This window comes from Myxococcus llanfairpwllgwyngyllgogerychwyrndrobwllllantysiliogogogochensis (genome assembly GCF_006636215.1).
GTDB classification, from domain to species: Bacteria; Myxococcota; Myxococcia; order Myxococcales; family Myxococcaceae; genus Myxococcus; species Myxococcus llanfairpwllgwyngyllgogerychwyrndrobwllllantysiliogogogochensis.
On the sequence record NZ_VIFM01000309.1, the window covers coordinates 1 to 12659 of the forward strand.

Below are 12659 nucleotides of genomic sequence, written 5' to 3' on the forward strand. Positions count from 1 at the left end.
GGAGATGAGTATAAGAGACAGACCGCGGAAGCCCCCGTCCTCGTCCGACGTCCCGAGTTGGAGGACACCGGGCCGGAGGCCCCGCACGACCCGGCTGCGGTGGGACAGCTGCTTTTGGACAGCGGCCTCGCGACCCTGGCGGTGAAGCCCCTCCAGGAGGCCTTCTCCCGGACGCCCTCATCCCACACGGGACATGCCCTGGTCCTCGCGCTGCTGGAGGCCGGACGCACACCGGAGCTGACCGCGCTGCTCTCGGGGCCTCGGGCCGCGAACCTGTCCGACGAGACGCTGGAGACCATCTCCGTGCGAGCCGGCGCCGACGGGGCGCTAACGGACCGCGTCACGGCCCTGCGACGGGCCGCCACTCCTAAGTTGGATGAGCAAGGCTGATTGCCGCGCCGCGCCACCGGGCACCCTTTGACCAGGGGGCCGACAGGAGGCCATCTGCACGCTTGAGAAAAGGGGGCGCATCCGGGTTATAGGGGCGTCCCCTCCAGCCAGAGGAAGCCCGCGCGTGTCTCGACCCAGACTCATCAAAGAATCGTCCGCGCCGCTCCCGCTCGACAGGGAGCTGCTGGTTCGTATCCACGACCTCATGGTCAAAACGCGCGTCCTCGAGGAGCGCCTCATCCAGATGTACAAGCAGGGCCACGGCTACTTCTGGATTGGCGGTCCCGGTGAGGAGGCGTTCAACGTCCCGCTCGGCCTGCTGATGAAGAAGGGCCAGGGCCCCGAGTACGACTACCTCCACGCCCACTACCGCCAGTCCGGCACGCTGCTCGCCCTGGGCGAGGAGCCCATCGGCGCGCTGCGGCAGATGAAGAACACGGCGTCGGACCCGTACTCGGGCGGCCGCAACTTCGCGGGCCACTTCTCCCTGCGCAAGTACAACGTGGCCCCCGTCAGCTCGCCCATCGAGGTCCAGTACTCCATCGCACCGGGTACGGCCATGATGCAGAAGCGCGTGGGCGGTGACGCCATCACCATCGTCACCGGCGGCGACGCCGGCACGGCCGAGGGCGATTTCGCCACCTGCCTCATCTGGAGCAGCCGCCCCGCCAACCCGCTGCCGGTGCTCATCATCGTCACCAACAACAAGTGGGGCATCTCCACCTCGGCGGAGGGCCAGCACGGCGAAACGCGCGTGAGCGAGCGCGGCAAGGCGTTCAACATCCGCTCGAAGACCATCAACGGCAATGACCCGGTGGAGGCGTACACGGAGCTGAAGGAGGCGATGGAGTACGTGCGCACCGAGCGCAAGCCGTTCCTCCTGGAGGCCAACGTGTCGCGCCTGTACGGCCACTCGTCCGCGTCCGGCGCCAACTACGTGTCCGAGGAGATCGACTGCCTCAAGCAGTTCGAGACCCGGCTGGAGGCCGACGGCGTCCTGACGCGCCAGCAGATGGACGAGCTGCGCAACCGCTACACCGAGGACATGGCCGCCGCCGCCCGCATCGCCCGGGACGAGCCGCTGCCGGCCCCCGAGACCATCTGGAAGCACATCTTCGCGGAGGACAAGTAACCCATGGCCAACATGGCACAGGCCATTCGCATGGCCCTCCACTACGCCGAGGAGAACCTCGGTGTGACGGACATCTTCGGAGAGGACGTCGGCGCTCCGCTCGGCGGCGTCTTCACCTGCACGCAGGGTTTGAAGACGGCGTGGAACTCGCCCCTGGACGAGCGCGGCATCATCGGCGCGGCCATGGGAATCTCGCTGGGTGGCGGTCGGCCCGTCGCGGAGATCCAGTTCTGCGACTACGTCTACAACACCATCGACCTGCTCAAGCTGGCGGGCAACACCTGCTGGGCGAGCAACGGCGACTGGAACCTGCCCATGGTGGTGCGCACCCCGGTGGGCAGCGGCATCCGCGGGTCCATCTACCACTCGCACTCGTTCGACGCGACGATGACGCACATCCCCGGCTGGAAGGTGGTCATGCCCTCCACGCCGCTGGACGCGTACGGGCTGCTCATCTCCGCGTGCAAGGAACAGAACCCCGTCATGTTCCTGGAGCCCAAGGCGCTGCTGCGCGTGAAGGGCGACGAGCGCATCCCCGGCGAGCCGGACGATGACCGCGCGCTGTCGAAGATGATCGACGCGCCCCTGGGTGACCGCACGCAGTGGAAGCCCCAGTGGCCCGCGGAGCTGGAGGCGTTCGCCATTCCCATCGGCAAGGGCAAGATGGTGCGCGAGGGCACGCAGCTGACCGTCGTCAGCTACGGCCGCACCCTGCCCCTGTGCGCGCGCGCCGCGGCGACGCTCGCCGACGAGGGCATCAGCGTGGAGGTCATCGACCTGCGCTCGCTGTGGCCCTACGACTGGGAGATGATCAAGACCTCCGTCCAGAAGACGGGCCGCGTCCTGTTCGTCAACGAGGACACCGAAGTAACGAACTTCGGTGAGCACCTCCTGCGCCGCACGGTGGAGGAGCTCTTCTACTCGCTCCTCGCTCCGCCCCGCCTCGTGGCCGGCAAGTTCGTCCCGGGCATCGGCCTGGCCGACACGCTGGAGATGGCCTCCGTGCCCCAGCAGAACGACATCACCGACGCCCTGCGCTCCCTCGCTGGCGAGCAGCCGTAAGCGTCGCACCCACAAGTACGCCGTGGTTCCCGCACCACGGAAAGTTCCGGGCCGCCGTTCCTCTTTGGAGGAGCGGCGGCCCTTTCGTTAGACTCCCAACTGCCTTGTCACAGCCAATCGTCCGGACCGTCACCCCCGCGGGAACAGATGCCCCCGCCTTTCGCATTCGCCGCGCCCGTCGGGGCGACGCGGAGGCAATGGCCTTGCTGCTTCGCGAGCTGGGCTATCCCCAGGGCACGGACCAGCAGACCGTGCACTGGGTGGTGAGCCATCCGGAGATTGAAATCTTCGTCGCGGGCGATCCCCAGGACAAACCCGTGGGCATGCTGTCGTTCTCGCACCGGCCGCAGCTGCGGCTGCGCGGACGCGTGGCCACCATCGACGAGCTGGTGGTGACGGAGACCTGGCGGCGTCGGGGCGTGGGCCGCGCGCTCATCAAGCAGATCCTGGAGCGCTGCAAGGTGCTCAGCGCCCGTCAGCTCCAGCTCGTCTCGCCCATGGCCATCACCCCGGAGGCACGCAACTTCTATACGGCGTGCGGCTTCTCCGAAATCGATGCGGGCGTGTTCCGCCATGTGGAGACAGAGGGCCGCCACTAGGGCCGGCTCCATCGTGTCTCCACCGGGCGTCAGCGCTTCTTGAAGCTCTCCACCACCCGGTGGAGCCGCGCGCGGTCCTCGTCGCTCACGTCCGTGAAGCGCACGCCAATGGCCTCCTCCTCATCGCGCACCCACGCGATGATGCCATTGAGGTGGAACTCCTCGCCCGCGATGTCCATGGACAGCCGCACCTGCGAACCTACGTCGTAGGCCTTGCGCGTGCGCAGGCACAGGCCGCCCGCCGACACGTTGATGGAGAACACGCGCAGCGCTCGCGCGGCGTCCTCCGTGTGCTCGAAACGAACCGCGAACTTCGCCGCCACGCGCTCATCGGTGCGACGGTTCGCGTACGCGGAAGGATCTCCTGGTGCCATCTCTGCTTCCGCCACCTTGCTAGTCATGTGCACCCGCTACCCCCTGGCCACTGCTGGCGACCCGCTGCCATCCCAACCTCAGGGATTCTGACGCGCCGAGCCACCCCTTGGGCATCGGTCATCCGGCAAGTGTCCGCTGCTTTCCAGGCACGATTCAAGTGGGCCCCCACGAATGAACTCCATCAGGTAAGTCCCCGCTGACTTCGATTCGGGAGCGTGGGATGCGCGCGTGGCTCGCGGTGTTGACGGGGACCCTCTTCCTGGCGCTCTTGGCGCCTGGATGTGATGACGATGACAACAAGCCCGCGCCCAACGGTGAAGACTCCGGGGTGCCGGGGGACCCGGATGGCGGCGGGCATCCGGGAGACGGCGGGCCGAGCCCTGACTTCGCATGCAACGTCGCAAGGCAGGAAGGCTGTGGAACGGGCCAAAGCTGCCATTTCGCGGACCTGGGGAGCGGCAAGACGGGCAGCCGGTGCTTCGCGGCGGCGTGCGACGTCGTCCAGCAGAACTGTGCGCAGGGTCAGCGCTGCACGTATGTGAGCGCGGGCGCGACGACGGAGCGGCGGTGCGTGGAGGCGGGTGCGAGCGCGGAGGGCGCGCGGTGCACGCTGGCGCCCACGGATGGCGGCGTCGAATACGACACGTGCGCCGCGGGCCTGTTCTGCAAGGATGAGCGGCAGGACGACGGCGGCACGGGCTTCTTCTGTCGCCGGCTGTGCCACGCGACGACGCAGTGCGGGGATGCGGGCGAGTGCAACACGGTGCTGCGGCTCGCGGGCACGTCGGAGCTGCCGCTGCTGTGCGGGCCGCGCTCGCAGGCGTGCGACCCCTTCGCCCAGGGCTGCACCGCGCCGCTGAGCTGCTATCCGGCCTCGTCGGGCCCCGTCTGTGCGGGCAGCGGCACGCGCGGCACGGGCGAGACGTGCGACTTCAGCAACCAGTGCGCGCCGGGCAGCGCGTGTGTGAATACGGGGCGAGGGCTCAACTGCCGGCCGCTGTGCCGGCCCTCGGGCACGCCCGCCTGTACCGCCGGGACGTGTCGTCCACTGAATGACAATCCCGGTGTGGGCGCATGCATCCCCTGAAGCGGAGTGCCCACGCGGGGTAACTCCGTCGCACTGAGAGGACACCGCGAGGCCACGCAAGGGCCGCGAACGCGCACGCGAGGGACACTCGCGGCTCCGTCTCGCCCGGAGACCAGGGAGGCGTGCGCCGCGCGCCTCGGGCCTTGCGCGTGTGTCGGGTGGTCGTCGCGGGAATGAGCGGTGAGCATCGTGCGTCCTCGGGAGGGAGCGACGATGCGAATGTGGCGGACGTGGCTCGGAGTCCTGGCGTGTGTGGGCGGTGCGCAATGGGCGTGCGCTCCCAGCAACGCGGAAGACCCCGTGTGGGAAGAGCCCTCTCAGGAGCAGGATGAAACCTCGAATGCGCCGGACGCGTCCGTGGAGGTGGCACCGCCGCTGGTGCTGAACGACGAGGGGCAGGTGCGAACCGCGCCCCCACCCGCGCAGCCGACACCGCCGGCCGTGAGCTTCCAGCCCGGCTTCCATCAGGCCCTGCGCTGGTCCTACTCCGTGAGCAGCGTCACCACGTTCCGCATGCGGGTGCCGGTGGCGCGGGCCGGAGAGCGAATCCAGGTGACGTTCCGCGCGGGTGACGGAGCGCTCACGCTCCAGCGCGCCACCGTGGCGCGGGCCGGCGCGGACGGCTCGCTGGTGTCCACGCCCGTGGCCTTGAGCTTCGAGGGCAAGCCGGGCTTCGCCGCGGGCGCGCGCGCCCTGGTGACGTCGGACCCGCTCGCCTTTCCGGTGACGTTCCGCGACGACCTGGCCATCACCTTCGAGGTTCGCGGCGCGCTGGCGGCCAGCGCCATCAACGCGTTTCCCGGCAGCTTCGCGAGGGTCGGCACGCACTCCCAGGCGTCAGAGGCGCTCGGTGGCGAGGCCTTCGAGCGCTCCGTGGGCGTGGCGACGGTGGACGTGGAAGGCCCCACGGGCCGGGCCTTCCTGGCGATGGGCGACAGCATCACCGAGGGCTACGTCGACCTGCGCAACGACACGCGCAACGCGTGGCCCGCGCTGGTGGAGTCGCAGCTGGGTGTGCCCGTGGTCAACGCGGGCGTCAGCGGCCAGGGCTTCTACGACGCGCTGATGCTGCTCGACGACGAGGTGCTCGCGGTAAAGGGCATCACCGACTGCCTGGTGCTCCTGGGCACCAATGATTTGGGCGACGCGGGCGCGGAGGAGCAGATGGAGACGCGGATGCTCCTGCTGGTGCAGCGGTTGGAGCCCTTCTGCCACGTCTGGGTGAGCACGCTGCTGCCGAAGGAGAAGACGAACTACGGCGCCTATGAGTACGTGAAGTCGCAGCGGCTCAGCTTCAACGCGTGGCTGCGCGCCGGAGGCACGGGCGCGGAGGTCATCGACCTGGAGTCGGTGATGAGGCGCACGGGCAACGTGCACCTCTACCTGGAAGGGCTGGGCGTGGACGGCATCCACCCGAGCACCGATGGCCACCGGGTGATGGCGACCGAGGTGGTGCGCACCCTGCGCGAGCGCGGCCAGTTGTAGCCGCGCGCGTCGCGGCGGCGGCTCAGCGAGGACCGAGCACGCCGTGCAGGACGAGCAGCTCCGCCAGCCCTGGCGGCAGCAGGAGCCAGTCGTTCTCCGCGGGCACCCAGCGCACCGGCGCGCCCGCGGCCTCCAACTGTGCATTCACGCGCAGCAGCAAGGGCGCGAAGGTCTTCGCGGGCGCGTCCCAGTCACCCTCGCCGACCTCGACCTCGACGGCGCCCGGGTCCACGACGAAGGCGTTGCGCCCTTGCAGCGGCTTCACGGCGAAGCCCGGGAGGTAGGGCTGCATGGCCGCCTCCAGTCGCTCCAGCAGCGCGCCGTCCTTGAACGGATGCGACAGCTCGAAGTCGAAGAACGTCGGGAGTTGCGACAACAGCTCCTGGCGCAGGGGGTCCTCTCGGCTGTCGCGCCAGTGATGCTCCGCGAGCTCCATGGCCGTGGCAGGCACCTTCAGCTCCCACGGCTCCAGCTTCGCGAGCAGCTCGCCCATGCGCTCCACCAGCTCGTAGGGAGGCTCCGCGCGCGACACCCAGGCCACGTCGGCTACGGCCTGGCCCCGGCGCAGCCCCGTCACCCGGTCTCCCTTGCGAAGCTGGAAGGGCGGCGCGCCGGACTCCGGCTCCGGATAGAGCGGCGCGTTGAAGAGCCCTTCGCCCGAGTCCGGACGCAGCCGCGCGAAGCCGTGCTTCGGGTTGACGTCCTCCACCGTGAATGTGTCCCTGGCCATCCGACGCCTCCTCCCGGAAAGACTAACCCGTGTTGCGCATGCCGGCCGCGATACCGTTGAGCGAGAGCAACAGGGGCCTGTCGCAGTCACACGCGCTCTCACGCTTGCGGCGCATCAACTCCACCTGGAGGAAGGACATCGGGTCCACGTACGGGTTGCGCAGGGAGATGGCGCGCTGGAGCTGGGGGTTGTGGTCCAAGAGCCGGGCCTCCCCCGTCAGCCGCTTCACCTGTCGACGCGTGCGCCGATGCTCCTGCTGAATCAGGCGCCACAGCGGACGCGTGGACGAGGGGGCGAGCGCCGCGTACCGGCCCGCGATGGCCATGTCCGACTTGGCCAGCACCATGGTGACGTTGTCGATGACGGCCTTGAAGAAGGGCCACTGGCGGTACATGCGCTTGAGCAGCGCGGGTCCACCGGGCTCCTTCGCGAACGCCTCCAGCGCGGAGCCCACGCCGTACCAGCCGGGGATGATGGCCCGGTTCTGCGTCCAGGCGAACACCCACGGAATCGCGCGCAGCGTCTCCAGTCCTCCCGCCTTGCGCTTGCTGGGGCGCGAGCCGATGGGCAACGCGGAGATCTCCTCCACCGGCGTCGCGGCGGTGAAGAGTTCCAGGAACCGGGGGTCGTCCCACACCAGGGCGCGGTACGCCTCGCGGCCCGTCTCGGCCAGCGTGTCGAACGCGGCGCGAAACTCCTTCTCGTCTTCCGGCGACGGGCGCGGCTGCGCATCCAACAGGTGTGGCAACACGCCTCCGACGATGAGCTCCAGCGTGCGGCGCGCGAGCTCCGGGCGCGCGTACTTGTGGTCCAGCGCCTCGCCCTGCTCCGTGGCCTTGTAGCCACCCGCCACCGCGCCAGGAGGCAGCGCGAGGATGGCCTCCTGCGCCGGGCCGCCACCGCGAGCCACCGACTCACCTCGCCCATGGAACAGCCGCAGCGGGACCCCCGCCTCGCGCGCCGCCTCGGTGAGCGCCACCTGCGCGCGGTAGAGCGCGGCGCTGGCGGCCAGCAACCCCACCTCCTTGCCCGAGTCGCTGTAGCCGACCATGACCTCTTGCGCGCCCCGCGCGTCGACGTGCTTGCGGTATTCGGGATGCGCGAAGAGCGTGCGCAGCACGTCGGGTCCGGAGTCCAGCGCGCCCAGCTGCTCGAACAGGGGCACCACGTCCACGGTGGCGCAGCCCCGCCGCGCGTCCCACAGGCCCGCGTGTTTGATGCAGCGGAAGGCCGCGAGCACGTCCTCGGCGGTGCTGGCCATGCTGAGGATGAGGGTGCGGCAGGCGGGCTCTCCGGCCTCGGCCTGGGCCTCGCGCAGCTTTTCCAGCACCGCGAGCAGGCGCTTTCCACCTTCTGACGGCGCGGGACCACCTGGCTCCAGCGAGGCCGCCGCGCTCACGGCGTCCTCGGCCGGAACACGGGCCTCCAGTTCAGCCAGGGACAGGCCCAGCGCGCACACCCGCTCGCGCATGCGTCGCACCTGTCGGAGCCCCGCGTTGCCGGCCTTCGCCTCCACCAGTGAGCGCGCCAGCAGGTCCAAATCGGCGAGCAGCGACTCCGGCGTCCGGTACGCGCTCTCGGGCATCGGCCCCGCGTCGCCGGTGCGCTGGGCCAGCACGTGGCGCAGCGCCTGATGCAGCCGCTCCTCCATGAAGCGCAGCTTGCGACGCCAGGGCTCGCCCACGGTGCGAGGCCCCAGGCGCTGCTCGGCCTCGGGAAGCTGCGCCGCATCGCGCTCCAGCGAGGCGAGCAGTTCCTGTGATGGCTTCGCGTGTCGGTCCGACTGGGAGAGCATTCCGCCCAGGCGCTCCAGGCCCTGCATCAAGAGACGCAGCCCGCGAGCACGGTGCGCGCGCAGCGTGTCGCCGAAGACCTCGGGCGTGACGAGCGGGTTGCCATCCATGTCCCCGCCCACCCACGAGTGGACGCGCACCGGAGTGTCCACCTGCCCGAGCGGCTCGCCGTACGCGCGCTCGAAGGCCCACTCCAGCACCTCGGGCAGCTCCGAGAGCTGCTCGGCGAGCACCTCCTCCACGTACCAGAGGATGTTCTTCACCTCGTCGCCCACGGTGGGCCGCTCGCGGCGCAGCTCGTCCGTCTGCCACAGCGTGGTGATCTCCTCGCGGAGCGACTCCACGTTGTCGGCGCTCTCGCGCGGGGTCAGCTCGCAGCGGTCCCGCTCCTCCAGCAGCCCCGCCATCCGGTAGAGCTTCTCTAGCAACGTGCGGCGCACGGCCTGCGTGGGATGCGCGGTGAGCGTCAGCGTCACCTTCATCTGTCGGAGCGCTTCACGCACGCGTGAGGCGGAAATGCCCGCATCCTTGAGAGACAGCAGCGTCGCCTCCAGCGAGCCTCGCTGGGGACTGGGGGACTCGGCGCCAGCATGGGCGCGGGCGCGGCGGATGCGGTGGTGCTGCTCGGCCAGATTCACGAGCTGGAAGTAGACCGAGAACGCGCGAAGCACGGGCTCGGCCTGTTCCAGGGGCAGACGTTTCAGGATGTCCGCCAGCTCGGCCGCGGAGGCACGTCGCCCCGGCACCGGGCCACGCCGCCGCTGGATGGCCAGCCGGCGCACCTCTTCCTCCAGGTCGAATAGCTCCTGCCCTTCCTGCTCGACGAGCACTTCTCCCAACAGCCGCCCCAGCAGGCGGACATCACGACGGAGCGGCTGATCCACGGCGCGCATACGAGCCATATGCCGTGGACCGTAACCGCTTCCGCCTGGGTTCGCGCGGGCAATGTCCGGGGGCCCCCACTTCTCGTCCGACTCAGAACCCGAGGTACTCGAGCTCGTCATCCGTCAGCTGATGCAACGGCTGCCGGCTCTTGACCTCTCCCGTCCTGGGGTCGTTGTACAGCTCCGACTCGGGGAGGTTGCGCAGGACCAGCTCCAGCTTGCGGATTTGACCTCGCTCCGAGTCGATCATCTCCCGCTCACGGATGATGTTGGCGATGACCCCAGCGGGCACGACGGTGTCGCGGGGAGAGCCACCTTGAGCCTGGTAGGAGACGAAAGCAGACTCTTTGTTCTGGTACTGGATGACCAGGGTGGCCAGACGCTCGGGGTCGATCTGGTACTCGTCGCGAATTCGCTGCAGCCGGCCTTCGCGCTCTGCGATGCGCGTCTCAAGCTCCTCGACCTTCTTCCGCATTGCCCCGCGAAGGTCGGGGGTCGTCTTGGTGTTGTAGCGAACGGACTCGAACAGCTCCGCAGGACGCTCGATGCGATAGCCCATGGTCCAGCTCCTCGTTTGATTCGTCGTATTGGGATGGCCGCGCTGAAGGCAACATGAACCGACCCGGTGGGGGGTCGGCCAGCGAGCCACCGCGCCGACGGCTCGGCCAGCAACGAGCTGACCAGGCTCCGTGCCAAAGGGGGGCTCCGATGCGGTCCGGCCATGAGCAGGAGCGGCGGCCCTTCACACCACCTCTCGCCCCCCACCCGACCAGGCGAGCGCCGACGATTCCAGCAGGCACATCCGGTATGGTCCCCCCGTGAGCTTGAGCCGCCCCCTCCCCCGTGGGCTCCTACCCCTCGTCCTGCTGGTGCTGTGCGTCGCGCACGTCGCGCTGGGGCTGGTGCTGCTCCCCGGGAGCATGTTCGCCAAGTACCCCGACAGTGCTCGCCTGCTGATGACGGACCGGATGCTCCCCGAGCAGGGCGCGGACTTCAGCCCGCTCTACCTGCTCCTCAACGTCGCGCTGTCCCCCACTGCGCTGCGGTGGGTCCAGAGCCTCGCGGGCGCCCTCGGACTCATCGCCGTCTATGTGCTCGGCGCCCGACTGCTGTCGCGAGCCGTGGGCCTGCTCGCCGCCGCGCTCGTCGCGGTGACGACGCCGGTGCTGCTTTATGAGGCCACCCTGGAGCCGGACCTCCTGGTGATGGTGCTCAACCTGGGCGCGCTCGCGCTGCTCGCCCACGCGAGGCCTGGCTTCCGGACACGTTGGCTGGTGGGCACGGGCGTCCTGCTCGGACTCTCCGCGGCGACGCGCCCCACGGGGCTCGCCATCCTCGTCCTCGCCACGGGCTGGGTGCTATGGGAGACCCGGCACGCGGCGCGACGCACCGGCCTCAAGGTGGCCGGAGTGCTGCTCGTCACGGGGCTGTTCACCTCCTGGCTGCCCGCGCAGGTCATCCGCGCGACGGTGGGCTCGCATCTCGGCGCGACCATGAGCGCGGGCGCGGTGCTGCACATGGGCAACCGGCCCGAGGGCACCGGCCTGGGCTCCCAGCCCCCCACGCTCATCAAGCAGTACGAGGCCCAGCTCCGCTCTCCCGAGCGGCCTGACCACGCCCACAGCCTCTACCGCCAGTTCGCTCGCGCGGAGGCAGGTGAAGACCTCTCCCCCACTCGCACCGAGTTGTACTGGATGCGCAAGACGCTGAACTTCGCGCTGGAGGAACCGGGCACCTTCCTGGGCCTCTTCGGTCGCAAGCTGGCGTTCTTCCTCTTCGGCCCGGAGGGACACGACCTGGTCGAAGTGCGCCGGGCCGAGGCGGGACTCGCGGGCCTGCCGCTCCTGAATGCCCAGGTCCTCGGGCTGCTGGGACTCGCGGGGCTGGGCGTGATGTTCGCGCGGCGACGGCCCATCGGTCTCGTCGTGCTGTACCTCGCGGCGAGCACCGCGCTGGCCGTGGGCTTCTACGTGGTGAGTCGTTATCGGGTGGCCGCCCTACCCGCGTGGGCACTGCTCGCGAGCGCCCTCGCCGTCGCGATGTTCGAATCGCGACGTCAGCCTCGCGTGCTGGGCGCCAGCGTGGCGGCCTTGGCGCTGTGCCTGGCGCTGCCGTCATTCTTTCCCTTCGTCCGTGACGTGGACCGGATGTTGGAACGCACCGAGGCGGTCGGCAGCCCGGGCACTGCGCTGAACGAGGCCCTGCGCGCGGGCCGCTATGACGAAGCAACGCGGGCCTTCGAACAGCTCCAGGCAGCGCATCCGTTCACCGCGCTCAGCCGAGCCTTGCGCGGTGTCCCCTTCGAGTCACCCGCCGTCGCCGAGCGTTCCGGAGCGCTGTCCGTGGAGAAGCTCGGGCTCGATACGCCCATGGACCTCTACTTCGCCTCGGAGCTGGCGCGGCGCGCGGGCCACTGTGAGCAGGCGCTCGACGCGGCGAGGGCGGCACAGGCCGCGGGCTATCGGGGCGCTCTCTATGACACGTCGCTGGATCCGGCCCTCGTCGTGGCGGACTGCCTGCTCACACAGGGCGACCGCGCGGGGGCACTCAAGGCAGCGGCGGCGTCCCTGGAGCAGCGAGGCGGAACGCTGGATGCGCTGGCCTTCGCGGTCGTGGGAGCCGAGGTATTGCCCGAGGCAGCGGGCGAGCAACGCGCGCGCTGGGAGGCAAGGCTCTTCGCGATGCACGACCTGTTGAGCGCACGACATGCGCGAGGACTGGCGCGCGTGCGGTGGGGTTTGTATGCGGGCGCGCTGGAGGATGCGGACGCGGTGCTCGCCGCCGTTCCCGACCTCGCCGTCACCCACCATCTGCGGGCCGTGGCACTCACGGGCCTGGGCCGATACGCCGACGCGCTGCGAGCCTATGCGCGGGCGCTGCAGGCCCTGCCGGGCTTCAACTTAGCGACCGCACCCCTGGAGAAAGCCGTGGCGGCGGGACTCGCGGCGGCCCCCAAGGCGCCAGCCATGCTGAACGTGGCCGCCGAGCATCACCTCCGCGCGGGACGCCTGGAGCTGGCACGCGAGCTGGCGACACGCGCGAGTACCCTCGCCCCGAATAACGAGGGCCTCGCGTGGCTCGCCAAGGAGCTGGCCGAGGCGCGCTCCTCCGAAGTCCCCATC

The 12659-nt window shown here is 69.9% G+C and carries 10 protein-coding genes and 1 pseudogene; 7 read left to right on the forward strand and 4 right to left on the reverse strand.

Annotated elements, in window-relative coordinates:
* The 4 genes and pseudogenes from FJV41_RS42790 to FJV41_RS42805 all read left to right on the forward strand — a co-directional run.
* A pseudogene (locus FJV41_RS42790) lies at positions 1 to 390 on the forward strand (hypothetical protein); the annotation flags it as partial.
* A 124-nt stretch (positions 391 to 514) separates the two neighbouring features.
* Positions 515 to 1522, forward strand: coding sequence for a thiamine pyrophosphate-dependent dehydrogenase E1 component subunit alpha (locus FJV41_RS42795; protein WP_141648393.1), 1008 nt, complete (start codon positions 515 to 517; stop codon positions 1520 to 1522).
* 3 nt (positions 1523 to 1525) lie between these two features.
* Positions 1526 to 2584 carry an alpha-ketoacid dehydrogenase subunit beta gene (locus FJV41_RS42800; RefSeq protein ID WP_141648394.1) on the forward strand — a complete coding sequence of 353 codons (1059 nt, stop codon included), beginning with the start codon at positions 1526 to 1528 and terminating at the stop codon, positions 2582 to 2584.
* Between the two features lie 197 nt (positions 2585 to 2781).
* Positions 2782 to 3183 carry a GNAT family N-acetyltransferase gene (locus tag FJV41_RS42805; RefSeq protein WP_246137774.1) on the forward strand — a complete coding sequence of 134 codons (402 nt, stop codon included), beginning with the start codon at positions 2782 to 2784 and terminating at the stop codon, positions 3181 to 3183.
* Between the two features lie 29 nt (positions 3184 to 3212).
* On the opposite strand, the gene FJV41_RS42810 is transcribed toward FJV41_RS42805, so the two are convergent.
* A complete protein-coding gene (locus FJV41_RS42810) occupies positions 3213 to 3584 on the reverse strand; it encodes a TIGR02266 family protein (protein ID WP_141648396.1) in 372 nt (123 codons plus the stop codon).
* A 194-nt stretch (positions 3585 to 3778) separates the two neighbouring features.
* Here FJV41_RS42810 and FJV41_RS42815 point away from each other — a divergent pair, with 194 nt between their 5' ends.
* Together FJV41_RS42815 and FJV41_RS42820 are read left to right on the forward strand one after the other, a co-directional pair.
* Entirely contained in the window at positions 3779 to 4645 is an 867-nt protein-coding gene (locus FJV41_RS42815; protein ID WP_141648397.1) for a hypothetical protein, read from the forward strand.
* A 213-nt stretch (positions 4646 to 4858) separates the two neighbouring features.
* Positions 4859 to 6130, forward strand: coding sequence for an SGNH/GDSL hydrolase family protein (locus FJV41_RS42820; RefSeq protein WP_141648398.1), 1272 nt, complete (start codon positions 4859 to 4861; stop codon positions 6128 to 6130).
* A 22-nt stretch (positions 6131 to 6152) separates the two neighbouring features.
* Here the strand turns inward: FJV41_RS42820 and FJV41_RS42825 are convergent, their stop codons facing one another.
* The 3 genes from FJV41_RS42825 to FJV41_RS42835 form a co-directional block, all read right to left on the reverse strand.
* Positions 6153 to 6860 carry a hypothetical protein gene (locus FJV41_RS42825; protein WP_141648399.1) on the reverse strand — a complete coding sequence of 236 codons (708 nt, stop codon included), beginning with the start codon at positions 6858 to 6860 and terminating at the stop codon, positions 6153 to 6155.
* A gap of 22 nt (positions 6861 to 6882) precedes the next feature.
* Positions 6883 to 9555: a phosphoenolpyruvate carboxylase gene (locus tag FJV41_RS42830; RefSeq protein WP_141648400.1), complete on the reverse strand. Its 2673-nt coding sequence runs from the start codon at positions 9553 to 9555 to the stop codon at positions 6883 to 6885.
* Positions 9556 to 9628: 73 nt separating this feature from the next.
* Positions 9629 to 10096 carry a hypothetical protein gene (locus FJV41_RS42835; RefSeq protein WP_141648401.1) on the reverse strand — a complete coding sequence of 156 codons (468 nt, stop codon included), beginning with the start codon at positions 10094 to 10096 and terminating at the stop codon, positions 9629 to 9631.
* 265 nt (positions 10097 to 10361) lie between these two features.
* Between FJV41_RS42835 and FJV41_RS42840 the strand changes: the two genes are divergently transcribed.
* Positions 10362 to 12659 (forward strand): glycosyltransferase family 39 protein (locus FJV41_RS42840; RefSeq protein WP_141648402.1); only part of this gene is annotated, 2298 nt, incomplete at its 3' end.

Coding starts and splice junctions, on each gene's coding strand:
- FJV41_RS42835 (WP_141648401.1), bottom strand. CDS start 10,096: ATGGGCTATCGCATCGAGCGTCCTGCGGAGCTGTTCGAGTCCGTTCGC.
- FJV41_RS42800 (WP_141648394.1), top strand. CDS start 1,526: ATGGCCAACATGGCACAGGCCATTCGCATGGCCCTCCACTACGCCGAG.
- FJV41_RS42805 (WP_246137774.1), top strand. CDS start 2,782: ATGGCCTTGCTGCTTCGCGAGCTGGGCTATCCCCAGGGCACGGACCAG.
- FJV41_RS42815 (WP_141648397.1), top strand. CDS start 3,779: ATGCGCGCGTGGCTCGCGGTGTTGACGGGGACCCTCTTCCTGGCGCTC.
- FJV41_RS42810 (WP_141648396.1), bottom strand. CDS start 3,584: ATGACTAGCAAGGTGGCGGAAGCAGAGATGGCACCAGGAGATCCTTCC.
- FJV41_RS42830 (WP_141648400.1), bottom strand. CDS start 9,555: ATGGCTCGTATGCGCGCCGTGGATCAGCCGCTCCGTCGTGATGTCCGC.
- FJV41_RS42820 (WP_141648398.1), top strand. CDS start 4,859: ATGCGAATGTGGCGGACGTGGCTCGGAGTCCTGGCGTGTGTGGGCGGT.
- FJV41_RS42825 (WP_141648399.1), bottom strand. CDS start 6,860: ATGGCCAGGGACACATTCACGGTGGAGGACGTCAACCCGAAGCACGGC.